The 25,808-nt window shown below is 60.6% G+C and carries 18 protein-coding genes and 1 tRNA gene; 17 read left to right on the top strand and 2 right to left on the bottom strand.

All coding sequences use genetic code 11. The features are described from left to right. The first annotated feature begins 435 nt into the window (after positions 1–435). From ileS to HMPREF2710_RS05230, 17 genes are all read left to right on the top strand, one after another. Positions 436–3,777: an isoleucine--tRNA ligase gene (gene ileS / locus HMPREF2710_RS05150; protein WP_070599889.1), complete on the top strand. Its 3,342-nt coding sequence runs from the start codon at positions 436–438 to the stop codon at positions 3,775–3,777. A 132-nt stretch (positions 3,778–3,909) separates the two neighbouring features. Further along, the gene (locus HMPREF2710_RS05155) at positions 3,910–5,571 is read left to right on the top strand and encodes a bifunctional folylpolyglutamate synthase/dihydrofolate synthase (RefSeq protein ID WP_070599891.1); all 1,662 of its coding nucleotides are present in this window, start codon (positions 3,910–3,912) and stop codon (positions 5,569–5,571) included. A 386-nt stretch (positions 5,572–5,957) separates the two neighbouring features. Next, positions 5,958–6,635, top strand: coding sequence for a TenA family protein (locus tag HMPREF2710_RS05160; protein WP_070599894.1), 678 nt, complete (start codon positions 5,958–5,960; stop codon positions 6,633–6,635). Positions 6,636–6,970: 335 nt separating this feature from the next. Then, complete coding sequence (locus HMPREF2710_RS05165) at positions 6,971–7,633, top strand: vitamin K epoxide reductase family protein (protein WP_012903408.1); 663 nt, start codon at positions 6,971–6,973, stop codon at positions 7,631–7,633. Positions 7,634–7,977: 344 nt separating this feature from the next. Continuing rightward, positions 7,978–8,217 carry a hypothetical protein gene (locus HMPREF2710_RS05170; protein ID WP_012903409.1) on the top strand — a complete coding sequence of 80 codons (240 nt, stop codon included), beginning with the start codon at positions 7,978–7,980 and terminating at the stop codon, positions 8,215–8,217. 574 nt (positions 8,218–8,791) lie between these two features. Then, a complete protein-coding gene (locus HMPREF2710_RS05175) occupies positions 8,792–12,604 on the top strand; it encodes an Rne/Rng family ribonuclease (protein ID WP_083303490.1) in 3,813 nt (1,270 codons plus the stop codon). 526 nt (positions 12,605–13,130) lie between these two features. After that, a complete protein-coding gene (rplU, locus tag HMPREF2710_RS05180; RefSeq protein WP_005505764.1) occupies positions 13,131–13,442 on the top strand; it encodes a 50S ribosomal protein L21 in 312 nt (103 codons plus the stop codon). Positions 13,443–13,483: 41 nt separating this feature from the next. Beyond that, complete coding sequence (rpmA, locus tag HMPREF2710_RS05185; protein WP_005505766.1) at positions 13,484–13,741, top strand: 50S ribosomal protein L27; 258 nt, start codon at positions 13,484–13,486, stop codon at positions 13,739–13,741. Positions 13,742–13,939: 198 nt separating this feature from the next. After that, a complete protein-coding gene (gene obgE, locus HMPREF2710_RS05190) occupies positions 13,940–15,547 on the top strand; it encodes a GTPase ObgE (protein WP_070543682.1) in 1,608 nt (535 codons plus the stop codon). Positions 15,548–15,942: 395 nt separating this feature from the next. Continuing rightward, complete coding sequence (nadD, locus tag HMPREF2710_RS05195) at positions 15,943–16,692, top strand: nicotinate-nucleotide adenylyltransferase (protein ID WP_049362728.1); 750 nt, start codon at positions 15,943–15,945, stop codon at positions 16,690–16,692. After that, positions 16,685–17,752, top strand: a complete 1,068-nt coding sequence (locus HMPREF2710_RS05200) for a hypothetical protein (protein WP_049362730.1) — start codon at positions 16,685–16,687, stop codon at positions 17,750–17,752. Before nadD ends, HMPREF2710_RS05200 begins: the two co-directional genes overlap by 8 nt. Before the next feature lie 67 nt (positions 17,753–17,819). After that, positions 17,820–18,257 (top strand): ribosome silencing factor, encoded by a 438-nt coding sequence (gene rsfS, locus HMPREF2710_RS05205; protein ID WP_005505774.1) that lies wholly within the window; start codon positions 17,820–17,822, stop codon positions 18,255–18,257. Between the two features lie 195 nt (positions 18,258–18,452). Continuing rightward, a tRNA-Ala gene (locus HMPREF2710_RS05210) sits at positions 18,453–18,525 on the top strand. A 112-nt stretch (positions 18,526–18,637) separates the two neighbouring features. Next, positions 18,638–19,612, top strand: coding sequence for a cation diffusion facilitator family transporter (locus HMPREF2710_RS05215; RefSeq protein WP_070599897.1), 975 nt, complete (start codon positions 18,638–18,640; stop codon positions 19,610–19,612). Between the two features lie 388 nt (positions 19,613–20,000). Beyond that, positions 20,001–21,401 (top strand): glutaminase, encoded by a 1,401-nt coding sequence (locus tag HMPREF2710_RS05220; RefSeq protein WP_070599900.1) that lies wholly within the window; start codon positions 20,001–20,003, stop codon positions 21,399–21,401. A gap of 399 nt (positions 21,402–21,800) precedes the next feature. After that, positions 21,801–22,724, top strand: a complete 924-nt coding sequence (locus HMPREF2710_RS05225) for a polysaccharide deacetylase family protein (protein ID WP_371326372.1) — start codon at positions 21,801–21,803, stop codon at positions 22,722–22,724. Between the two features lie 46 nt (positions 22,725–22,770). Next, the gene (locus HMPREF2710_RS05230; protein WP_231840305.1) at positions 22,771–23,043 is read left to right on the top strand and encodes a hypothetical protein; all 273 of its coding nucleotides are present in this window, start codon (positions 22,771–22,773) and stop codon (positions 23,041–23,043) included. 128 nt (positions 23,044–23,171) lie between these two features. Here the strand turns inward: HMPREF2710_RS05230 and HMPREF2710_RS05235 are convergent, their stop codons facing one another. Continuing rightward, positions 23,172–24,350, bottom strand: a complete 1,179-nt coding sequence (locus HMPREF2710_RS05235) for a restriction endonuclease PLD domain-containing protein (RefSeq protein WP_138187176.1) — start codon at positions 24,348–24,350, stop codon at positions 23,172–23,174. Between the two features lie 21 nt (positions 24,351–24,371). After that, positions 24,372–25,529 (bottom strand): DNA cytosine methyltransferase, encoded by a 1,158-nt coding sequence (locus tag HMPREF2710_RS05240; protein ID WP_070599905.1) that lies wholly within the window; start codon positions 25,527–25,529, stop codon positions 24,372–24,374. Positions 25,530–25,808 lie beyond the last annotated feature (279 nt).

Here is a 25,808-nt window from a genome sequence, read left to right on the forward strand (position 1 = left end):
ACCCGGCCATCACCGGCGAGCAATTCGGAAGAACGGACCGCACCTGCGGACACCCGCCAATCGCTGCGGCGAGGGTGTCTTAGCGGAAGAGATGTAGTCCCAGTAGAACCGGACGGTTAAGCCCGATATAGCTGTAATAAGCGACTGATACCCGCCCAACGCGCCGCTCTTCCGGTGGCTAGGTATCGCGGACATACACCGCGGCACCCCGTAGCCCCGGGAGGGTTCGGTGCGTTGAGCTGTTAAATCAGTAAGCAAGGTGGTACCGCGCCGCATCCTGCCCCCGGCACAGCCCGGATCAGTCAGTGATGCCCAGGCGTCCTTGCACCCGTCATGTCAATCCTCACCCGCTGAAACGATGGGACGACGAGTGCTACGTACCCTGTCGCCCCAACCTCTCAGCGTTGAGAACAACAGATAAGGGCGCACAAACACATGTCCCATGTTTACCCCAAGGCGAGCGCCTTCGAAGCCGCAGGAAGCGGCGTCACCGCATCGCCCAAGTTCCCCGCACTCGAAGAGGCAGTCCTCGACTACTGGAAGAAGGACAACACCTTCTCCGCATCCGTCGAGAACCGCCCGGCAGGCGAAAACGGCGAAAACGAATTCGTCTTCTACGACGGCCCTCCCTTCGCTAACGGCCTGCCCCACTACGGCCACCTGCTCACCGGCTACGCCAAGGACCTCGTCGCACGCTACCAGACTCAGCGCGGCCACAAGGTAGAACGCCGCTTCGGCTGGGACACCCACGGCCTGCCCGCAGAACTCGAGGCAATGAAGCAGCTCGGCATGACCGACAAGCGCGAAATCCTCGAAATGGGCATCGACAACTTCAACGACGCTGCCCGCGCATCCGTGCTCAAGTACACCAACGAGTGGGAAAAGTACGTCACCCGCCAGGCACGCTGGGTCGACTTTGAAAACGACTACAAGACTCTGAACGTTGAGTACATGGAGTCCGTCATCTGGGCGTTCAAGCGCCTCTACGATAAGGGCCTGACCTACCAGGGCTTCCGCGTGCTGCCCTACTGCTGGAAGGACGAGACCCCCCTCTCCAACCACGAGCTGCGCATGGACGACGACGTGTACAAGGACCGCCAGGACCAGACCGTCACCGTCGCATTCCGCCTCACCGCAGACACCGCCCTCGGTGCTGACGAGAAGGTCGCCGCAGAACTCGACGGCGTCGAAGCACTCGCATGGACCACCACCCCCTGGACCCTGCCCACCAACCAGGCGCTCGCAGTCGGACCCGAGATTGAATACTCCGTCGTACCCGGCGCAGGCAAGTTCGAGGGCCGCTCCTTCCTAATCGCCTCCGAGCTGCTCGGCTCCTACGCTAAGGACCTCGGTTACGAAGGCGACCAGCCCGAAAAGGACGCAGACGCAGCCGTCACCGCACGCTACACCGGTTCCCAGCTAGAGCACGTGCGCTACACCCCGCTGTGGGACTACTTCGCAGACGCCGAAAAGTGGGGCACCGAAACCTCCTGGCAGATCCTCGTTGCCGACTACGTCACCACCGGTGACGGTACCGGCATCGTCCACCAGGCACCCGCCTACGGTGAAGACGACCAGAAGGTCTGTGAAGGCTACGGCATCCCCGTGATTCTCTCCCTCGACGAAGGCGCAAAGTTCCTGAACCTCTTCGCCGAGCCCACCGCCTCCGGCTCCACCGCCCTGGCTGAGATTGCAGGCGTGCAGGCATTCGACGCGAACCGCACCATCATCAACGCCCTCAAGGCAGACGATGTGCTGATCCGCGAGAAGTCCTACGTGCACTCCTACCCGCACTGCTGGCGCTGCCGCACCCCGCTCATCTACCGTGCAATCACCTCCTGGTACGTGAAGGTCACCGACTTCAAGGACCGCATGTACGAGCTGAACAAGCAGATTAACTGGATCCCGGAAAACGTGAAGTACGGCCAGTTCGGCAAGTGGGTTGAGAACGCACGCGACTGGTCCATCTCCCGTAACCGCTTCTGGGGCTCTCCGATCCCCGTGTGGGTTTCGGACGACCCGAACTACCCGCGCATGGACGTGTACGGCTCCCTCGAAGAGCTCAAGGCAGATTTCGGCCGCCTGCCCCTGAACAAGGACGGCGAACCCGACCTGCACCGCCCGTACATTGACGAGCTGACCCGCCCGAACCCGGACGACCCGACCGGCAAGTCCACCATGCGCCGCGTGGAAGACGTGCTCGACGTCTGGTTCGACTCCGGCTCCATGCCCTACGCACAGGTGCACTACCCCTTCGAGAATCAGGAATGGTTCGAGAACCACTACCCGGCTGACTTCATCGTCGAGTACATCGGTCAGACCCGCGGCTGGTTCTACGTGCTGCACGTACTGGCGACCGCGCTCTTCGACCGCCCCGCGTTCAAGAACGTCATCAGCCACGGTATTGTGCTCGGCTCGGACGGCCAGAAGATGTCCAAGTCCCTGCGTAACTACCCGGACGTCTCCGAGGTCCTCGACCGCGACGGCTCCGACGCGATGCGCTGGTTCCTGATGTCCTCCCCGATCCTGCGCGGCGGCAACCTGATCGTGACCGAGCAGGGCATCCGCGAGGGTGTTCGCCAGGTCATGCTGCCGCTGTGGAACGTCTACCACTTCTTCGCCCTGTACGCTAACGCCGCCAACAACGGCGAAGGCTACAGCGCAAAGCTCAAGTACGACTCGCAGCACGTGATGGACCGCTTCATCCTCGGCAAGACCCGCGAACTCATCGAGCAGGTCACCGCAGCGATGGACTCCTACGACATCTGGAACGCCTGCGAATCCCTGCGCCAGTACGCCGACGCACTGACCAACTGGTACGTGCGCCGCTCCCGCGAGCGCTTCTTCAACGAAGACACCGACGCATTCGACACCCTCTACACCGCACTGGTGACCGTGTCGAAGGTCGCCGCGTCCCTGCTGCCGCTCAGCAGCGAGGAAATCTACCGCGGCCTCACCGGTGAACGCTCCGTGCACCTGGCTGACTGGCCCGAGGCATCCGCCTTCGCTGACGAGTCTGACCTGCTGGCTCTCATGCAGACCGTGCGTGAGGTCTGCTCCGCCGGTTCGGCACTGCGCAAGGAAAAGAAGATCCGCGTGCGCCAGCCGCTGCAGAAGATGACCGTGGCGATTGCACCCGAGCAGTTCGCAGCCCTGGGTACCGCTTTCGGTGAGAAGGGCGCGGAGTACTTCGCGAACATTGTCGAGGATGAGCTGAACCTGCGCCAGGTGGAGCTGGTCAGCGCCGACACCGTCGACCCCGCCGACTACGGCATCTCCCAGCAGCTGAAGGTCAACGCACGTGCGGCAGGTCCGCGCCTGGGCAAGCAGGTGCAGGTTGCCATTAAGGCATCCAAGTCCGGTGACTGGACCGTGACCGAGGACGGCACCGTCCTGGTCGGCGTGGCAGCTCTGGACGGCGGCCTGGCTCTGGAAGAGGGCGAATACGAGCTGGCAACCGTGGTTGCCGCTGACGCTGAGGGTGCTGAGCACACTGCGGCTGCGGTTCTGCCCGGCGGCTTCCTGGTCCTCAACATTGAGCTGACCGACGAGCTGGTTGCCGAGGGTATCGCCCGAGACACCATCCGCGCTATTCAGCAGGCACGTAAGGACGCCGACCTGAACGTTGCGGACCGCATCAACCTGAGCATCGCGGCACCGGAGGAAACTCTGGCAGCTCTGCGCGCCAACGAGGCACTGGTGACCGGCGAGACCCTCGCCGTGTCCCTGCAGCTGAGCGAGGCAGACGAGCTGAGCATTAGCGTCGCCAAGGCATAAAACGCCTGAACCGTACGGCCGTCCCGCCCCCTTGATTGGGCGGGGCGGCCCGTCGTCTATCCCGCCGCACGGTTATCCCGCCGCACGGTGGGCCCCCGCCGGCACCGGCCGGCTATCCCAGTGAGGAGAACAATGAGCGAGAAGAATTACCCCGCAATTCCCGACCCCGAGGGCGTGGAGCGGGTCTACGGTGAACTGCTGGCGCGAGCACCCGAAAACAAGATGGCGCCGCGCCTGGACGCCGTGGCGCGCGCCGTCGAAATCCTCGGCGACGTGCACCGTGCCGCGCCGGTCATCCACATCACCGGCACGAACGGCAAGACCAGCACCGCCCGCATGATTGAGGCGCTGCTGCTCGGCCACGATCTGCGCGTGGGCCGCTTTACCAGCCCGCACCTCGAAAGCGTCACCGAGCGTATCTGCGTTAACGGCGCGCCCGTACCGGATGCCACCTTTGTGCGTATTTGGAAGGAAATCGCCCCTTACCTGCAGATTGTGGACGCGGAGATGACCTCCCGCGGCGAGCCCGCCCTGACCTTCTTCGAGTCCGTTACCGTGCTTGCCTTCGCGATTTTCGCGGATGAGCCGGTGGATGTGGTGGTGCTTGAAGTCGGTATCGGCGGCACTTGGGACTCCACGAACGTTGCCGACGGCGTGGTTTCCGTGGTCACCCCGATCGGTCTGGACCACACCGATATGCTCGGCGAAACCCTCGCCGAGATCGCAACCGAAAAGTCCGGCATTATCAAGCCCGGCGGCTTCCTGGTTTCTGCCGCACAGGACCCGGAAGCGGCGGATGTGCTACTCGCCTCTGCCCGCGAGAAGGAAGCATCCTTCGCCTTTGAGGGCGTGGAGTTCGGCATTGTCTCCCGTGAGCTTGCGGTCGGCGGTCAGCTGCTGACCCTGCGCGGCCTGGCGGGCGAGTACCCGGATGTTCCGCTGTCCCTGCACGGTGCGCATCAGGCACAGAACGCCGTGGTGGCTCTCGCCGCCGTGGAGGCATTCTTCGGCGGTCAGCGTCAGCTACCCGAGGACGTGGTGCGTACCGCGTTTGAGACGGTGCGCTCGCCGGGCCGTCTGGAGGTTGTGCGCACCGAGCCGCTGACCATCCTGGATGCGGGCCACAACCCGCACGGCGTGCGTGCTTCCGCGGCTGCGCTGACTGAGGCGTTCAAGCTGTCGCACCTGCATTCCGTGGTCGGTATTTTGGGTGAGAAGGATGCTCTGGGCATGTTTGAGACCATGCGCGAAGAGTACGTGGACGCTTCGGACGGCACGTTCCGCCTGTACTTGGCGGCGTCGGATTCGCCGCGTGCGATTGCGCCGGAGCGTCTGCACGAGCTCGCCCTGGACGCTGGTCTAGACGAAGACTCGATTGAGGTGTTCGAGCACCTGGACGAGGCGATTGCCACCGCCATGGAGAACGCCCTCTTCGAGCAGGAGTCGGCGGGCGTGCTGATTACCGGTTCGATTACGGTCATCGGTGAGGCGCGTACCCTGCTGGCTGCGCATGAGCAGGCGAAGACCCCCGGCGCTGAGGCTGAGGAGCTGCCGGATGAGCTGGGCGCCGAGGGTGCTTATGCGGGTTCTGCGGGTGCGGCGTCGGCTTCGACTCTGGCTGCCGCTGCGGCTGCGGCTGCCTCTGCTGAGCCGGATGAGCTGCTGGACGGCATCATGGCTGAGCTGGGTGGCGAGTCTGCGGCGGGTTCTTCGCTGGAGGATTCGCTGGGTCTGCCGCTGGGTGACTCGTACACCGATGATTTCTTCGGTGACGATGATTCCGAAGACGAATAAAGCCCACTGAGGTTATTGATGAGAAGGCGGGGTGCCGCCCCCTAGTTGGTTTTACCGGCTGGGGGAGCGGCGCCCCGTTTTTTGTGCCCCGCCTTTTCGCGCCTCTGCCCTCGTGCTCCCACTCGAACGCATGATTTCTCACGTGTTCCCATGGGCTCTCACCTAACCCCAATCGCCCGAGTGCAACCGGTATCTTCCGCCTCCACCCACCCATAAATCGAAAATAACGAAAAATTGTGGGCACCGGGGGCGCAAAACCGGGCACGCCTTGGCGTCACGGTGCTATATTCGCTGAGGCGCCGGCCCCAACGCCTGAGGCCGCACCAACACACCCGCACACATACGCATACCAGCGACGGTATGCCACATAGTGAAAGGCACCCATCATGCCCGCACCCTTCAACGATTTGATCGGCACCGATTCGTTCACGGAGACGCTGCGTCAGGAGAACCTCGCCACCTGGCTTTCCGCCACGAATCACCGTTTTGTTGCTGAGCTTTTTGACGGCTCAATCGCCCCGCAGGTCATGGCGGGGTACCTGGTGCAGGACTACCGTTTCCTCGATACCTTCCTCGCCCTGATTGGTGGCGCGATTGCTAACGCTGATACTCTCGCGGGTCGTCTGCGCCTCTCCAAGTTCGCGGGCGAAATTGCCGGCGATGAGAACACCTACTTCCTGCGTTGCTTTGAGACTCTGGGCGTGACCGAACATCAGCGTGACTCCATGCCCGATACGGAGGCGACCACCGGCTTCAAGCGTCTCTTCCTCGACGCGGCGGCTAGCGGCAGCTACGCGGCGATCCTGTCGGTGCTGGTGGTTTGCGAGGGCCTGTACCTGGATTGGGCGTCGAAGGCTCCCGCCAAGCGTCCCGAATCGTTTGTGCACCACGAGTGGATTACCCTGCACGACTACCCGGAGTTCCGTGAGCTGGTTGATTTCCTGCGCCGCGAACTGGACCGTGTGGGCCCGTCGGATGCGCAGCGTGCCCGCGAGTTCTTTAGCCGCGCGGTGGAGCTGGAGCAGCAGTTCTTTGACGAGTCGTACACCCACCCGCTGCCCTAACGCACTGCCCTCACGTGCCGTCTGTGCGCTCCACGGTAGTTGCCGTGGGAGCCGCCGCGCGTCGATAAGGCGAATGCCATAGAAAACATGCGCACCATGCCCCGGAAGGTCCCGCCCGCCGCTACGTTGCGGGCTCCTTCCGGGGCTTTTGTGTTTAAGGTACGTCACAAAAATGCGCCTATTTGCATGATCTGAGGCGTCATATAGTAAATGTAGAAGCTAATGGCGTGCTATTGAGCAATGTGAGAGGCTAGGATAAATGGGGTACTGCTTCCGGGGTGCTGGCTATGCCGCGCCGGTGAGTATCACCGTAAAACACTATCTAAAGGAGTCGTATGAGTACCGCCGCATCGAGTACTACCGAGCCCACCCACGCTGAAAAAGAAGCGCAGCACGGGCACGCGGGAACCCCGGGCAGCTACTCAGACCGACAGCTCGGATTCTGGCTGGTTGGCGCCGGCCTGATCGCACTCATTTCTTCAGCGATTCTGGTGTACGAGCGCCTGCAGATTTACATTGATGCCGGCCACTCCACGGTCTGCGATATCAACGCCCTGCTCAGCTGCGGCACGGTGATGCGCACCCCGCAGGCGGAAGCTTTCGGCTTCCCGAACCCGTTCATTGGTCTGGTGGGCTTCTCGATTGTGGTGACTATCGGTGCCGCAATCATGGCGGGTGCACAGTTTAAGAAGTGGTTCTGGGTGTGCATGAACATTGGTTTGGCTGCGGCGACCGCCTTCATTATGTGGCTGTGGTACCAGACGACGTTCCAGATTAATGCCCTGTGCCTGTTCTGCATGATCGTGTGGGTTATGACCATCACGCTTTTTGTAAAGACCACGGTCCGCAATATTTCGGCGGGTGTTATTCCGGCGTCGCAGTCGATGCGTGAGAGCGCTCGCGGCTGGTCCTGGTTTGCGATTAGCCTGTGGCTGATCCTGATTTTCGGCATTATTGTGATCCGCTTCTTTGAGGTCATTGTGAATATGATGCGCTAAGCGTTCATCTCTGAGCTTGGTTTGAGGGCTGATGCCCCGAACGTGCAACGCCCCGGTGCCTGTTGGTGCCGGGGCGTTGTTGCGTCTGCGGGTGGGTGAGGCTGCGCAGAATACGCCGGGCTGATCGTGCCGGGCAGAATACGCCGGGCTGGGGCGCCGGGTAGCGGGGGAGGCGCCGGTGACTTTGCCGGCGGCGGTCAGCGGGGAGGCGGCGCCGGTGCGTATAATGGTCAGGTATATTCTTGAGCGGCGTCAGCTGGAGCCGTCCGCGGGGTTTGCCTGCGGCGTTGACTGCCTGCCGTTCTGCTGGACACTAGATTCTTGATACCCCTTCGAGGAGAACCGTGAAGACTGCCGGAATTGCCGCAATGGGCGCTGCTGCCGTTATTTTTCTGACTGCCCTGCTGTTGCTGACCGCCGGTCACTTCTCGCTGCTGTGGGTGATTCTGCTGGTGGTTTCTCCGTTTGTTTTCATTCTGGGTGTTCCGTTCGCGACCGGTTCCGGTCCGGAGTACCTGCCGACCGACCCGAAGCTTGCTCAGCAGGCTCGTGAGGCGCGCGATGCGGAGCTGGGTCTGAACTAGTCCCTTCTCTGAAAGTTTTTTGAAGCCGGGTGATGCGTAGTGGCACGCCCGGCTTTGCTGTACCCGCTAGACGACTGCCGCAATGTGCCCCGCTGCAATGTGTCCCGCGTATCCTGCCGGGAGGTGGAGCCCAGATAGGATGGGCGGGGTGGCTTAGAGGTACCCTCTACCGGGTATAATGGAACACGGTGTCTTGTGCGCCCCGCACGCGCATAAAGATCCCCACCAACGCATCGAGGGAGAGTACCCGAAGAGCGCCGGCTATAAGCCGCGGAGCATAACTGTCGCACCGCGCGGGCCGCCCGCCTCGGCGAAGAAACCCGAAGACCGGCAGGGCACCCAGGAAGGGTGTGAGCGTGCCGTGCTCGAGAGCGAGGTGGCTGTGACCGTCGCGGCGCGCTCTGCGTTCCGCCCGCTCGCCCCCTACGGCAGAAGCACTGAACGAGATAGTGCCCGCGATGAACGCGCACCGTAGGGTGAGGCTTGAGCCGCGGTGACAGCAACTAGGCTTTGCGCTGTATGCGCGCTGTTAAAATCCTTGCGGTGCGGAGCAGGGTGTAACGAAAGAAGATTAATGTCTGACGAGAAGAACGTCGAACTTGGGGTTTTTGAGGCGCTGAATGCCCTCGCGGAGGAGAAGAACGCCTCTGCAGAGACCCGTGAAACTCTGCGTAAGAATGTTCGTGAGAGCTCTGACGCCCAGCAGGGTACTGAGCGCCGCCGTCCGGGTCGCCCGAAGAAGGAGAAGGCTCCTGAGGTTCCCCTGGATGAGGCGATTGCTGCTGGCCTGACCAACCTGCGTAACGCTAAGGCTAAGCACGCGCCGGCACCGAAGGTTGCCGCTCCCGCTACGTCTGAGACCGAGGTCGCTTCTACCCTCGATAGCCTGTTTGAGGCTGCTGAGAAGAAGGCTGCTGAGCCTGCTGTCGTGGAGAACACCGCGAAGGTTGAGACCGTTGAGAAGACCGCTAAGGTGGAGGAAGTTGTTGCCCCCGCCGCTGAGTCTGTTGAGCCGGTTGCTGAGAAGAAGGCGGCTGAGCCCGCTGCCGAGTCTGCCGTTGAGGCGAAGGAAGAGACCGCCAAGGTTGAGGTCGTAACCTCCGCACCGGCTGAGAAGGCTGAAGCTCCCGCTGAAGAGCCTGCCGCAGAGCAGCCCGCCGAGGCTGCTGCAGCTGTTGAGGAATCCGCAACCGAAGAGGCTGCACTCAAGGCACCCGCAGTAGAAGAGTCTGCTGAGGAGCCTGAAGTAGCTCCCGAGCCCGTAAAGACCATTAGCGACCTGCAGCGCGAAAAGCTGCAGGAGCTGCGCTCGCGTACCCCCATGGGTGCGATGCCGCTGTTCATGGCACCCGAGCCGGAGGAGCTGAGCGAGCTCGCTGTTGCCGCCAAGCTGGAGCGTGAGGCACGCCGCGCCGCTGCCGAGGAGCAGAAGCGTAAGGAGCGCATGGAGCGCCGCCGTGAGGAGGCTGCCGCTGAGGCTGAGGTGACGAGCCACCGTCGTCGTCGCCGTCGCCGCGGTACCGAAGATATTGAGATTGAGGGCGGCGTTGATGACGACGTTGAGACCGTCACCAAGGTGCGTGCGCCGCGACTGGCTGACTCTCACGCATCCAACACTGTGACCGGTGTGCGCGGTTCTACCCGCCTGGAGGCGAAGCGTGTGCGCCGCCGCGAGTCCCGCTCCCTGGGCCGCCGCCGCCACATCGTGACTGAGGCTGAGTTCCTGGCTCGCCGCGAGTCTGTGGACCGTCAGATGCTGGTTCGTCAGAAGGACGGCCGCATCCAGATTGGTGTGCTTGAGGACGGCGTGCTGGCTGAGCACTTCGTATCCAAGACCCAGCAGGATTCCCTGATTGGTAACGTGTACCTGGGTAAGGTTCAGAACGTTCTGCCGTCCATGGAAGCTGCGTTCGTTGACATTGGACGCGGCCGCAACGCTGTGCTGTACGCGGGCGAGGTCAACTGGGATGTCACCGGTCTGGACGGTGCGCCCCGCAAGATTGAGAACGCCCTGAAGCCCGGCGATTCGGTTCTGGTGCAGGTCACCAAGGACCCGATTGGTCACAAGGGTGCCCGCCTGACCAGCCAGGTTTCCCTGCCCGGCCGCTTCCTGGTGTACGTGCCGGGTGGTTCGATGACCGGTATTTCCCGCAAGCTGCCTGACACTGAGCGTGCTCGCCTGAAGAAGATTCTGAAGGACAAGCTGCCCGAGGGTGCTGGCGTGATTGTTCGTACCGCGGCGGAGGGTGCTTCTGAGGAGGAGCTGACCCACGACATTAACCGTCTGCGTGCGCAGTGGGAAGAGATTCAGGAGAAGGCTAACTCCCGTAAGGTGCTGGCTCCGGAGATGCTCTACCAGGAGCCTGACCTGATGATTAAGACCGTACGTGACGTCTTCAACGAGGACTTCACCGCGATGATCGTTCAGGGCGAGAACGCCTGGGATTCCATTGAGGCGTACGTGACGTACGTGGCGCCGGACCTGGTCTCCCGCCTGCAGAAGTGGGATTCCGCGGATGACCTCTTCGATCACTACCGCATTAACGAGCAGCTGGCGAAGGCACTGGACCGTAAGGTGTACCTGCCTTCGGGTGGTTCGCTGGTGATTGACCGCACCGAAGCCATGACTGTGGTGGACGTGAACACCGGTAAGTTCACCGGTAGCGGCGGCAACCTGGAAGAGACTGTCACCAAGAACAACCTGGAAGCTGCTGAGGAGATTGTCCGTCAGCTGCGTCTGCGCGATATTGGCGGCATTATCGTCATTGACTTCATTGACATGGTGCTTGAGTCGAACCGTGACCTGGTTCTGCGTCGCCTGATTGAGTGCCTGGGCCGTGACCGTACCAAGCATCAGGTGGCTGAGGTGACTTCGCTGGGTCTGGTTCAGATGACCCGTAAGCGCCTGGGTACCGGTCTGCTTGAGGTCTTCTCGGAGCCCTGCGAGCAGTGTGCCGGCCGTGGCCTGGTGGTTCACGATCAGCCGCTGAGCGGTCGTAGCGGTGGCGCGTCGGATTACATCCACCGCCATGAGCGTAATGACCGTAAGCGTAGCCGTGCCGCTGCCCGCGAGGATTCTCGTGACCAGCAGAAGCAGGATGCTCTGGAGTCGAAGAAGGCTGAGCGCCGTAACGCTATGGCTGCGGTGGCTGCCGCATCCGCTCAGAGCGAGGACGTTTCGGAGGAGACTGCTTCGACCCGTAAGAAGCGTAAGCGTCGCAAGCGTTCGCGCCGCGCGGAGACCGCTGAGCTTTCGCTTGAGCAGGAGATTCAGGGTATTGCCGAGGCTGCCAGCGAGCAGGCTCACGCGGAGGTTGCTCAGCGTGAGGACAAGGTCGCTGAGGTCACCGAGGGCAACTGGATTGGTGAGCAGGGTGGTTTCTCCCTGGAGCAGCTGGCGAGCGCGTTTGACCGTGTGGAGGAGTCCGCTGAGGATTCCTCGAAGGATTCTGCTGAGGAACGTTCTGATCAGGACCGTTCTGAGGAGCGTCGTTCGTCCAAGCGTGGCGAGAAGAAGTCTTCTCGTAACCGTAAGCGCCGCGAGCTGACCGATGCGGATATTGCCGCTGTTGAGGATTCCGGCGCGGGTGCGCTGGAGGACGAGCACCACGTCGACCCGGAGCTCGACCCGCGCTTTAGCCGCTCCTCGGATCGTTTCGAGGCGATTCGCGCCGGCGAGGCGAAGGCTCGTGCTTCTCAGAAGGCTGGCCGTCTTGCCCGCACTGAGGGTGAGTCGTTCCGTTCGGGCCGTGAGGATCGTTCGGAAGAGCGTCGTTCGTCCAAGCGCCAGAACGCTGATTGGAAGAACGCTGAGCAGCAGAACGCTGAGGCAACCTCCGCTGAGGTAAACTCGGGTGTGCAGAAGGCTCAGGAGTCCAAGCGTGTTGAGCGTGAGGACCTGCGCATCGAGGATGTTCGTGAGACTCCGCGTGCCTCCCGCCGCCGTGCTCGTCGTGCCGCTGATGAGAAGCGTGCCGAGAAGGCAGCTGAGCAGAGCGTGGCATCCGAGCAGGCACCCGCAAAGGCTGATAAGATTGAGAAGTCTGAGTCTCGCCCGGTTGTGACCGGCGTGATTGGTGCTCCGGCTGTGACCGGTGTGGTGGGCGCAGCTCCCGCAGCGGTTGAGGCTCCGGTTGAGGATCAGACGCCTGCGGCTCAGGTGCCCGGTTCGACCCCGCGTAAGCGTCGCACTCGCCGTGCGGCTTCGAGCGCCGGTGCCGGTGCTCAGGTCGTGACCGTGGACGCTTCCGAGCGTGCTGAGGGTTCCGTGGTTGCTTCCGCTTCTGTTGCGGATGTGGCTCCGGTGGCTGATGACGCTTCGGCCCCTGTCTTGTTCGGCATTGGCGTTGCCGCTGCCGACATTAAGCGTGAAGGTAAGGACGATTAGTCTTTAGCTTCCGATCATCGGAATTCCGATGGTGTGTGTATATGAGATAGCCTCGGTAGGGCGAGCCGGAACTTCCCTACCGAGGCTATTTTTTTCTGTGCGTGTGCTGCGTCATTTTAAAGGCGCTACTAAGAGTGCGGTGCAGTATTAGAGGAGCATCACGTGGTGTCTGCGGATAATCCGTAAATTTATCTATTGCGCGGCGCGTAGATCATGCCGTATCCTTAAGGACTGGTGTTTATCTCAGTGAAGCCCTATCGACGCAGGGCCAGCGGGAGACACCGCTCCCACCCGCATCGTCTTCGGCGTGGTCGAGTATTCGGCTGAGTCGAAACGTGCGGGAGAGAGACACCACCGGTGAGCCTCGCGTGTTGGCTTCGGCGGGCAATCCCGCCGGAACGCACGGGCCGTTCCTCCTTATTCGCGGTCATTCGACTGGCGGGGGAGGGCGCACAGCAATGAAAGCGCAGGCTGCTCATTCGTGTGAGATCCAAGAAGCAAGTTGTCGAGAAAAGTGAGTCCCATAGTGGCATACGCGATTGTACGCGCTGGCGGCCGCCAGGAGAAGGTTTCCGTAGGCGACCTCGTTACCCTTGACCGTGTTGCAGGCGAGCCCGGCAGCACCATCGAGCTGCCCGTGCTGCTGCTCGTCGACGGTGACAAGGTCACCGCTGATGCAAAGTCCCTGGCTTCCGCCAAGGTTGTTGCTGAGAAGGTTGAGGACCTGCGCGGTCCGAAGATTGTTATTCAGAAGTACAAGAACAAGACCGGTTACAAGAAGCGTCAGGGCTTCCGCGCCGAGCTGACCACCGTCAAGATTACCGCTATCAACGCGTAATCGAAACGACCGGAATTCAAACCCTAAGGTAGGAATACAGAATGGCACACAAGAAGGGCGCAAGCTCCACCCGTAACGGCCGTGACTCGAACCCCCAGTACCTCGGTGTTAAGCGCTACGGCGGCCAGTCCGTCAACGCAGGCGAGATTCTCGTTCGCCAGCGCGGCACCCACTTCCACCCCGGCCTGAACGTTGGCCGCGGTGGCGACGACACCCTGTTCGCTCTGGCAGCAGGCACCGTCGAATTCGGTACCCGCAAGGGCCGCAAGGTCGTTAACATCCTGGCAGCAGCTGAGTAATACTCACCGCTAGGGCAGAGGGGGTAGGCGTTAGTCTACCCCCTCTCGCTATGACCTCGAATGCCGTGGATGCCCGCCTGTGCTGGGCTCCACGATGAGGCGCACCCCAACCCGGTCGCGCCTGCCGCCGCATCCGCAGCATGATGGGTGTGTGCCGTGCGGTGGCGAAGTGAAGATTTTCCAAGATAAGGAGAACCCGTGGCAGAATTCGTGGACCGCGTGGTCTTACATGTATCTGGCGGTCGCGGAGGTAACGGCTGCGTCTCCGTGCGACGTGAAAAGTTTAAGCCCCTGGGCGGCCCTAACGGCGGTAACGGTGGTAATGGTGGCGCGGTGATTCTGCGCGTGGATAACCAGACCACGACCCTGCTGGAGTACCACCACAGCCCGCACCAGCACGCCCCGAATGGCGATATTGGTCGTGGCGATATGCACCACGGCTTTAACGGTGAGGACCTGATTCTGACCGTGCCGCAGGGTACTGTGGTGAAGGACCGCGAGGGTAATGTTTTGGCTGACCTGCTGCGTGTGGGCGACGAGTACGTTGCTGCCCGTGGCGGTATGGGTGGTCTGGGTAACGCTGCGTTGGCTTCGGCTAAGCGTAAGGCTCCCGGTTTTGCTCTGCTGGGCACCCCCGGTGAAGAAGCTGATATTGTTCTGGAGCTCAAGTCCATTGCGGATGTGGCTCTGGTGGGTTACCCCTCGGCGGGTAAGTCTTCGTTGATTGCTGCGATTTCTGCGGCGCGTCCGAAGATTGCTGACTACCCGTTCACCACTTTGATCCCGAACCTGGGCGTGGTGCAGGCGGGCGATGTTCGCTACACCGTCGCGGATGTTCCGGGTCTGATTGAGGGCGCTTCGGAGGGCCGCGGTCTGGGTCACCGCTTCCTGCGCCATGTGGAGCGTTCTTCGGCTCTGGTGCACGTGATTGACTGCGCTACTTTGGAGCCGGGCCGCGACCCGATCAGTGACTTTGAGGTGATTCGCGGCGAGCTACAGAACTATGAGGTTGACCCGACTGCGGGTGTGACCGTGCCGCTGCATGAGCGTCCGCAGATTGTGGTGCTCAATAAGATTGACGTTCCTGAGGCTCGTGAGCTGGCTGAGTTTGTTCGCCCCGAGTTTGAGGAGATGGGCTTCAAGGTCTTCGAGATTTCGACGGCTTCCCATGAGGGTTTGAAGCCCCTGATCTTTGCGATGGCACAGCTCGTTGAGGAGGACCGTGTGGCTCGTGCCGCTGCCGAGAAGGAAGCGGAGCGCGTGGTTGTTGAGGCTCCTGTGGTTCGCCCGAAGGGCTTCCGCGGTAAGAAGAAGCAGGAGTTCACTATTCGCCGCGAGGAGCGTAACCTTGAGCCGCTGTTCCGCGTGATTGGTGAGAAGCCTGAGCGTTGGATTCAGCAGACTGACTTCAATAATGATGAGGCTGTCGGCTACCTGGCGGACCGCCTGGCGCGCCTGGGCGTTGAGGATGAGCTGTTCAAGGCTGGTGCTCGCGCCGGTGACGCCGTGGTGATTGGTGAGAACGACAACTCGGTGATCTTCGATTGGGAGCCGACCATGGTCGGTGGCGCTGAGCTGCTGTCCTCCCCGCGTGGTACGGACGCTCGTCTGGAAGAGATCATTCGCCCGACTCGTGCGCAGAAGCGTGTGGAGTACAAGGAGCGTATGGACGCGAAGGCGGAGGCTCGTGCCGAGCTGGAGTCCGAGCGCGCTGCAGGCGTGTGGACCGAGTCGGTTGAGTACCGCAAGAAGCTGAAGGAAGGCAAGGTCGACGAGAATATCGACATGCCGAACGTCGAGGACTAATAGCTGAAGCGTTAGCTGTTGCCTAGACAGCTGTTTCATAGACAGTGAGTGGTGCCGCGTACCGGGGTTTGGCTCCGGTGCGCGGCGCTTTCTTTTGCGTGCGGTGCTTTCTTGTAGGTTCTGTGGTTGCCGCTCGAGCCGGATGTGCGTGTCAGAACACGCGGGTGAGCCTGTGGAGAACTTGTGGTTGGGCGTGCTGGCTGGGTATTCCACTGGCGGCTTAGCTCACCCCCGTCATTTCGGTGTTTTTGACCGTAAGCAGGTAGCATAGAGGGGAATGTACGCGGGCACCGTTTTCGGTGTTGCGTACCTTCTGTGTACCTGCCCGCATCCGCACCTGTGGTGGCTCTTTAAGTTGCCGTGGTGCGGTCTCTGTCCCAGCAAGGACGGCATTTGTGACTGACCAACCTGTTCACCTTGATTTTGGTGCCCCGAGCACCGAGTCGATTCCCCCGCGTACCCCCGGTCGGGTGCGTCTGGGCGTGATGGGTGGAACTTTTGACCCGATTCACCACGGACACCTGGTGGCGGCTAGTGAAGTTGCCGCCGTGTTCGACCTGGACGAGGTCGTTTTCGTTCCGACCGGTCAGCCCTGGCAGAAGGTGGGGGAGCGGCACGTGAGTGACGCTGAGCATCGCTACCTGATGACGGTGATTGCGACCGCGTCGAACCCTCGTTTTACGGTGAGCCGTATTGATATTGACCGTGGCGGCGCCACCTACACCTTTGATACGCTTAACGAGCTGCGTGCCCTGCGCCCGGATGCTGACCTGTTCTTCATTACCGGTGCGGACGCGATCAGCCAGATTATGACCTGGCGCAATGCCCATAAGCTGTGGGATTTGGCGACTTTTGTGGGCGTGACCCGCCCCGATCATGAGCTGGATCCGCCGCTGGCTGAGGGTCGTCATATTACGACCCTGAAGATTCCTGCGATGGCGATTTCTTCGACCGATATTCGTCGCCGCGCAGCTGAAGATGCCCCCATCTGGTACCTGGTGCCGGATGGTGTGGTGCAGTACATTGCTAAGTACGGCCTGTACAAGAAGGACGCTTTGACGGCGTACCGTGACGGCTTGCCTCACGTGAAAGATGAGTCTGGGCAGGCACCCCAATCTACGAATAATGAGGGAACACATGAGTGAAGCTACGGGTTCGAAGCCCTATAGCGAGGACGAAGCGTACCTCTACGAGACGTACGTGACCGAGGACGGCATTGAGGTGCCGCCGCCTACTAAGGTGATGGGTCCGCGCCGTCTTGCCCGTTACCGTGAAGAAGTTGCCGAGTACCTGCGTGCGAACCGCCGCGGTGAGCCCGCGAAGCCTGTTGCGAACATGGGCTCCGTGATTCATACGGACGCTATTGACCCGCAGGTTTTGGCTGTTCAGCGTCGTTTTGCGGCGTTGGCGGCTCAGGGCAAGATTGACACTGAGGCGAACGATGAGGAGAAGCTGCATGAGCCTGCTCCTCTGACCAGTAGCCTGCGTGTTCTTCGCCCCGAAGAGATCGCGCAGAACCGTGTGGATGCGACTAGCCCCTCCGCGGTGGATAACCCGATGACTTCTTCGATCCCGGTCATTGCCGTGGTTAAGGAGGAGAAGCCGGAACCCGAGCTGCACCAGTACTTGGTGCGCGATGAGCCGAAAGTTGAGGAGCTGGACAGCTCCGTCGCTGAGGTTGAGGAGACCGAGGTCGCTTCCGCTGAGGGAAAGACCGCTGAGGAAGAGACCGTTGAGGCTGTCGAGGTTGAAGAGTCTGCTGACGAGCTACCCACCCGTGTGAGCGCCGTGAACGCGCAGGGTCTTGACCTGAGCGTGCTGGATAGCGCCTCCGCAGGGGATACCGTGGATTCGGTGGACGGCGACCCGACTGTTGCTCTGAGCCCGGATGAGGTTGAGGAGCTGCTGCAGCGCATGGTGGATCGTCAGGATCCCGAAGAGTCGGCTGCTCTGGTTGAAGAGGTTACCGAGGACGCTGAAGAGTCTGAGGAAGCCGCAGAAGACGGCGAGTCCAAGTCTGCTGAGTCCAAGTCTGCTCCGGTACCTTCCGCTGAGGCTTCCAAGGAGTCCGCTTCTAAGGGCGCTGTTGAGAAGGCTGAAGAGGTTCTGCAGCCTGCGCAGAAGGCCTCCCTGGCGTGGCTGTGGATTGTGCTGTTGCTCGCCCTGGTCGTTGTTGGTCTGATTATGATTTTTGGCCCTAAGTAGGCCGTGAACAATGCACCCCTGTTGCGGGGTGCTGCCGGCGGGTGTTCTGCCGGCAAGGAAGGAAAATATGACTGCTGCACAGTCCTCGATTGAGGCTCTGCGCATTGCCGCCCGCGCTGCGGAGGAGAAGCAGGGAACGAACCTGTTCGCTGTGGATGCATCCGACGCGATGGGTCTGATTGATGGCTTCCTGGTGGTTTCTGCCCACAATGAGCGCCTCGTGAACGCTGTTGCGGATGAGGTTGAGGACGCTCTGCGTGAGCAGGCTGACTTGAAGCCTGTCCGCCGTGAGGGTCGTTCCTCGGGTCGTTGGATTCTGCTGGACTTCGGCGATATTGTCGTGCATGTTCAGCATGAGGAGGACCGCGAGTTCTACGCTCTGGATCGTCTGTGGGCTGAGGCCCCGCGTATTGAGCTGGGGGTTGAGAACGAGGCTCCCTTCGACATTGAGGGTGAGACTGAGGAAGATGCTGCACGCATCATTCCCGCTCAGGATGAGGCATAGGCTTCTGCTTGATTTTTAGCTGATGAGGGGTGGGCTCTGCTGGCGCTGTATGGTGCCGCGGGGTCCGCCCTTCTTGCTTAGCCTTTGGCTTACCCGCCGGGAACTTTTTGGATTTTTGGGTGCGCTGGTTTGCATCGCTGTCCGTGGTGTGTGTAATATATTCATGTTGCCTCGTTGAGGTCACTAACAGAATATGGGGATATGGCGCAGCTGGTAGCGCACCTGCATGGCATGCAGGGGGTCAGGGGTTCGAGTCCCCTTATCTCCACGTTTTCCTCGGTTGAGGAGCTTGTCGCCCGGTTCTTGTGAATCGGGCGATTTTGCTATCTGCCGATAACTCTCGATAGTCAACAACACAGTTCATAGTTGAGGAGTCACTCATGGGAGCGCACGCACATCACGGCCACGGCGGGCATCACGGGCATCACCACGACCATTCGCATGCCCCGAGCCCGGAGGACGCCGCCTCGATGCGTCCGCGCCTGCTGATTGCGTTCAGTCTGGCGGTCGTTATTGTGTTGGCGCAGGCGATTGGTTCGTTGGTCACGGGAAGTCTTGCCCTGCTGACCGATACGGCGCACGCCATTACGGACGCGTCCGGACTGCTGGTGGCGCTCACGGCGGCTTCGCTGATGACGCGCCCGGCAACGTCCCGCCGTACGTGGGGTTTCCGCCGCATTGAGGTGCTTGCCGCCCTCGGGCAGTCGGTGCTGCTGCTGGCGGTGGGTATCTACACGGCGGTGGAGGGCGTGCATCGCCTGTTCGCCCCGCCGGAGGTGCCCGGCACCGAGCTGCTGATTTTTGGTGTGGTTGGCCTGGTGGCGAACGCTATTGGTATTGCGGTGCTGGCTACGGCGAGGAACGCGAACTTCAATATGCGTGCCGCGTTCCTGGAGGTGCTCAATGACGCCCTGGGTTCGCTGGGTGTGATTGTGGCAGCTATCGTGATTTGGCTGACCGGCTTCTACCAGGCGGATGCCCTTGCCGGCCTGCTCATCGCGGCGCTGATTGTGCCGCGTGCGATGCGTTTGATGAAGCAGACCACGGCGGTGCTCATGGAGTTCACCCCGGACGGCCTGGACCTGGACGCGATGCGTGAGCACATGCTGCGCGTTGACGGCGTTGTAGAGGTGCACGATGTGCACGCCTCGATGGTGGCGACCGGTCTGCCAGTGGTGACCGCGCACGTGGTGGTTGCCGATTCATGCTTCCATGACGGGTCTGCGGTGACGATTCTGGACCATATCCGTTCGTGTGTGGCGAGCCATTTTGAGGTGTCGGTTGAGCACTCGACCTTCCAGCTGGAGACCGCCGAGCTGGGTGGTCGTGAGCCGGCTTCGATTCGCCACCCGTAGGCTGGCTCGCGTAGGTTTTGCCTCGCGTAGGTTTTGCCTCGCGTAGATTTTGCCCATGCTTCGCCGGCAGGTCTGCCCGCCGCGGTAGATAGAGCAGAAATAGCAAGCCAGAACAGGTACCAGAACCAGAGATAGCGGGGGAGAGGCAACCGTTATATTTGGTGGCTCAACTATGCAAAAGATACACTCTTTAGGGAGCAAAAGGTGCTCCTCACCCGCACACTTTGACAGGTCCGCTGGCTGGCTCTTTAGTTTGGCAGTCGCGGTAGCCTGCAACGATGAGCGCCTCAGCCCAGCTGAAACGGAATAGCTGAAACGGAACAGCGGGCGGGCGCATCCTGGAATTTTTGACGAGAACAACCACGATTAGCAGCAGATACGGAACACTATGCATTCACCTATTGCCACTTACCTGACCGAGACCCTCGAGTCGGTCGCTTCTGATACCTCCGGTGAGTTGGCAAACTACATTCCGGAACTTGCCGCCGTGGACCCGGACAAGCTTGCCGCGTCTATCGCCATGGTTGATGGTGAGCAGTACGCCGCCGGTGACTCCGATGTGGAGTTCACGATTCAGTCGATTTCTAAGCCGTTCGTGTACGCCCTCGCGCTCGCGGACCGCGGCTATGATGATGTGCTTGCGAAGGTGGGCGTGGAGCCTTCCGGTGAGCCGTTCAACGAGCTGTCCCTGGAGGACGGCTCCGGTAAGCCGCTGAACCCGATGATTAACGCGGGCGCGATTACTACCCATTCGCTGGTGGGTCCTCCCGGTGCGACTCAGGGCGAGCGCATGGAGCGCGTCATTTCTGGTCTGTCTGCGTTTGCGGGCCGTCGCCTGTCGGTGAATGAGCGCGTGTACGAGTCTGAGCTGGAGCACGCGCACCGCAACTACGCGATTGCGCACATGCTGCGCGGCCACGGCATCCTGACCGGTGACCCGACCGTGGCGGTGCAGGGTTATACCCGCCAGTGCTCGCTGATGGTGACGGTCAAGGATTTGGCGTTGATGGCGGCAACTTTGGCGAACTATGGTGTGCATCCGGTGACGGGTGAGCAGGTGGTTCCTAAGACTGTGGTGCGTCAGGTGCTGAGCGTCATGTTCACGTGCGGCATGTATAACTCTGCGGGTGACTGGGCGACCCAGGTGGGTGTGCCGGCGAAGAGCGGCGTGGGCGGCGGCATCATTGGTGCGGTGCCCGGTCAGCTGGGTGTGGCGACGTTCTCGCCGCGCCTTGACGGTCACGGTAACAGTGTGCGCGGTGTGGAGCTGTTCGAGCAGTTCTCGGATGACATGGGCATGCACGTGATGAACGTGCCGACGGTGGCTCGTTCGGCGTTGCGCGCGAACTACCAGATTGGTTCGGGCGATGAGTCTATGCGTCTGATTCAGTTGCAGGGCCGCATCCGTTTTGCGGGTGTGGAGCGCGTGATTCGTGAGATTGTGGAATCCCCGATGGAGGGTTCCAAGGTTGCCCTGGATGTGACTCGCGTGTACGCGGTGGATGAGGTCGCTCAGAGCATGCTCCTGGAGCTGATGCGTCGCCTGCGGAATGACGGGTACAAGGTATACCTGATTGATAATGACGAGACAATCACGAATACGGATGCGCTGCGCAGCATGGGTGTGAAGGTTCTGACGAACCCGACGGCAGTGACTTCTGCTGAGTCGGATGCTGAGCGTGTGGCTGAGGCGGACGCCGAAGAGGCTGCGGAGGCTGCGGCTCTGGAGGCACTGAATGCGCTGGACTCTGCTAAGGCGGAGCAGCCGGAAGCTTCGGAAACTGAGTAGGTTTCTCTCCGCGTACTTGATCGTATCTGCGTACTTGGCAGTACGATTGCGTGAACTTTATATATTGAGGCCCCTTTCCCGGGCGCGTTGTGAACGTGTTCTGGGGGAGGGGCCTCGCTGTACTTACCTAGAGTTGCACCTTGCGCTGTAGCTGGAGCTGTACCTGGATTGCCTGGCGGGGGTAGCTTAGTGCGCTGAGCGTGGTCTTCGGTGAGTGAGGGGACTGAAAGTACGTAGAGGTTCTTTAATGGCGCAGTTGTTAATCATTAAGTAATATTTTGAATTTTTCGATAGCTAACAGTGGTCTCATCATACACTCGTAATATGAACACTGTTCCACACCCAGAAACACCTATCGCTCCTCGTCAATCCGCTATCGTCAACCCCGTTACTGACCACATGGTATCGGGCGCCTCTGCCCGCGCCTCCATGGGGCGACGGGAACTCTTACAACACGTTGGTACCTTTGGCCTGGGCGCGGTGAGCTTCGGCGTGCTGGGTCTTGGCCTCACCGGTTGTACCCCGTCGAACACCCCATCGAGCAGCCCGTCCGGTAGTGCGTCGGCGAGCCCTTCTTCGACCCCTTCGGCAAGCTCGGCGGCTGCCCCCTCCGCATCTGGCTCCGCAACGGGTACCCCATCCCCGACTGCCGCGGCATCTAAGACCGCTTCTGCGACTGCGACCTCGTCGAACCCGGTTCCCGAAGCTCGTGCCTGGACCGGCCCGCAGACCGGCCTGCCCGGTGAGGGCAAGTATATTGCGTGGACGGTCGATGACGGCGCCGACCCGGAGGTGGTACGCGCCTACGCGGAGTTCGCACACCGTACCGGCACGCGCCTCACCTTCTTTATCAACGGTCAGTACCCGGCGTTTAGGCAGCATCGTGACCTGTTGTTGCCGCTGGTGAAGAGCGGCCAGTTGCAGATTGCGAACCATACGTATAGTCATGCGGCGTTGACGAGCCTGACGGATGAGCAGATTGTTCAGGAGTTGACCCGTAATGATGAGGAGATTAGGCGCCTGTTTGGGGTGTCTTCGAAGCCGTACTTCCGCCCGCCGTACGGGTATTATGATGCGCGCGTGTTGGCGGCTGCGGCGTCGTGTGGTTTTACGCGCCCGGTTCTGTGGTACGGGTCGTTGGCGGATTCGTCTAATATTTCTTCGGCTGAGGTGTATGCCTATGCGGAGAAGTATGCGTTGGCTCAGCATATTGTGATTGGGCATTTGAATTATCGGGGTGTGGTGTCTGAGCTGGACCGTATTCGGGCGTTGTTGGATCGGCGCGGGTTGAAGACGGTGACGATTCGCGACTATTACGGGTAGTGCGGGGGAGCCCCGGCGAGGGGTTCCGGTGGGTATACTGGGAGGCATGATGAAGCTTCCTCAGAACCCTCTCCTTCGGCAGGTGCACCGCTTCCGTGAGTCGCTACTGCTTCTGCTGTACTATTCGCTGTCTTTTCTGGGTGTGCGGTGGGTGCGCACGGGGCATCCGCGTGTGGCGGCGGTGTGGTCTGTGGGTTTGTGGCTGAACTTGGTGCTGCGTGGCATGGGCCAGGTGGTGCGTATGCTGGTGCCGGTCCTGCAGGATGCGGAGGCGCGCCGTGCTCGCGCTGAGCGTGCCCGCGCCTACCAGCCGCGCTAACCTCACCGGCTGAGCTAACAGAACTGACAGAACGAGGCTGATACGACGAAGCCCCCTTGCCCCGGTTCAACTAAGAACCGGCACAAGGGGGCTTCGCCGCATCTGGGGGGGGGCGCCAGCCAGGGGCGCTAGTCGTCCTCGTGGGAAAACTCGTTGAGAATCTCGGGGGTCTGCATCGCAAACTCATCAGGTTCTGCAGCCTCGGGCGAGAAATCCAGATAGTAGTTGCCCTCAGAGGTGCGGCTGATGGTGACGTAGGTTCGACCGTAATCGAGCAGTTCGCGAATGCCGACCTTGGTACCCTCGTCGAGACCCATGCGCTTACGAATATAAGAGCCAAGTTCGGAATTCGGGATGGTTGACATGTCCTTACCGCAGCGGTCGGAACCACTGGCAACGCGCATGATGAGGTCTTCGCCGTCATCGCAGTGCACCACAATGGGGGTGTTCTTCACAGGGAAGAAGTTGGACCGCCCAATGTTCGCGGGAACCGCAAAGTAGGCTTCATCCTTATTGGCTCGGATATCTCGCAGACCCCAGTTAATGCCGGAACCGCAGTTGTACGAAGAACCCTTACCCGCATGGCTGTAGAGGTACAGCTTGATGGAGGAGAAGTCCTTCAGCCGTTCCTCACGTTCCGTCTCAGGCTCGGGGAGCGGAGGAACCGGAGGCAGGGACTTATTCGCCAGGACGTCCGCAGGCGCTTCAGGGAAGGTGAAGAGAGAATCAACCACAGGGTCGGTGCAGCTCAGCGAAGCGCCGAAAAGCGTATCGATATAGTTCTCCGCATACTCCACCGACACCGGCACAAGAATGTTTTCCTGCTGACATTCCGAAGGGTCACGACCAATGTTGAGACCATCCGTCGACAGGTTAGCTGAGCCAGCATAGGCAATATCGAAAGAGCCGTTCTGCGCCCAAGCGTAGAGCTTGGTATGCACCAGGGGAGAGACGCGAGGATCTGGGTAACGAATATCCAGGTACCCGCGACTAGCCTTGACCCAGCCCTTGAGGATTTCATGAGTCGTAATGCTCACTGCACCGTCTCGTGCCATGCCAATCAGAAGATGAATCTTAGGCGTGGTCGAGGTCGGGGTAAACTTGCTCATCTCACCCCAATGACCACCCTCCTTAGAGCGTCGTCCGGGGGTAAAGTCAGCCTGATACAGGGCGCTGAGAATGGTAGTTCGCGAGATATACCCGGTAACCGCCCACAGCTCGTGCCCGGCGCAATCGTCCTGAGGATACGGCGATTGGAGAACAAGCTCAGCGAGGTTGTCGCCCATGAGTGACGAATAAATTTCCACGGGAATACGTCCTTCTTTTACCTAGAAAAGAGTGTCTTCTTTATCTGCCTCGAGCCTATCTTCCATAGCCTGAATGCGCTTCTCTACATCAATATTCGGTTCAATGCTCTCGTAGGGGATTCCTTCAAGAGTCTTGAAAAGAGCCTCGAACACGACCTGCGCACCGTCCGGAGGAACCGCCATGCCAATCTGGCGACGTACGTTCTCCTTGCTGCCGATGAACTTGTACCAGTCAGGGAAAGTCTGCAGGCGTGCGCGCTCGCGGTTGGTGAGTGCGCGGGGCTCTTCCCAGTGGTAGATGTGCGTTCCGCCGCCACCGGAGCCGGTGACGGTGTACGCAGGCTTATTGGGGTCCAGACGCTTATAAATCTGGCTGAGCTTAGCGCCACGCACGTTGAGACGTAGCTCCTCGGGCATATCGGTAGCGTTGAAAGCGTTCTCGCCGGGCTTGATGTAGGCGAGGCGCTGCTTCACCACCTCAGACTGACGGGTCGGCTCGTTGTTGGTTGCCCACTCGGGGATGGGCGGTTCGGTAATCGCCTGTTTAGAGGTGCGCATCTTTGAAGGTTCAAGAGTGGTAGGAGCTGGAACCTTGAACTCTGCACCCTTCGCGGCAATGTCATTACGCAGGCCTACGATAATGATGCGGTGTCGAGCCTGGGGGAGGCCGTACTCTTCGAAGCGGTATTTGTGAGCGACAACGGTGTACCCTGCACGCTGCATTTCACGCAGGATGTAGGGGAACGCAAGGCCTTCATTAGCACCGGAGAGACCACCCACGTTTTCTGCCACGAACCATTCAGGCTTGTGACTCTTGAGCACGTTGATTCCGTAGGAATAGAGGGGACCGTAGGTACCGTCTAGGCCCTTCTGCTTTCCTACGAGGCTGAAGTCATTGCAGGGAAAACCGAACGCAAAACCATCAATCGGGGGTAGCGCGTCGGTATCGAGCTCACGGACATCACCAACGTACACGGTCTCTTCAGAAGCACCGGGAGTGTTTTCGCGGTAGGTATCTGCAGTCGTGGGGTCGTAGTCATTAGCCCAGGCATGCTTAACCTTGATTCCGGGAACCTTATCGGCAGCGTTGTGCGCGCCCAGGGCAATGCCGCCGGGGCCACAGAAGAGCTCACCCATTTTGTAGGTTGTGGGTGAGGATGATGTGTGCTTCTCAGCCATAAGGTTCTCCGAGTGTCGAAAATATCAAGTACCTACGTGTACTCGTAGGGTGTTGAGGTGTACCTGAAAATTTTAAATAAAAACACCAATTTTAGCAGCTTTGCCCGTATCTTGGATTCAGTGACGGGCTAGGCAGAGCATAGTTAGGGCGTTGTGCGTGCAATAAAGAGTCTACAAACCGAACTTGAACATACCTGGCTCATAGTAATGACGAAAACCTGTGCTGACGTGTGAGAACGAGTGCTAAACTCACAGAGGAAGCTAAACAACGGCTCCTGT

The sequence above is a fragment of the Rothia sp. HMSC069D01 genome, assembly GCF_001810135.1.
In the GTDB taxonomy this organism is placed as follows: Bacteria; Actinomycetota; Actinomycetes; order Actinomycetales; family Micrococcaceae; genus Rothia.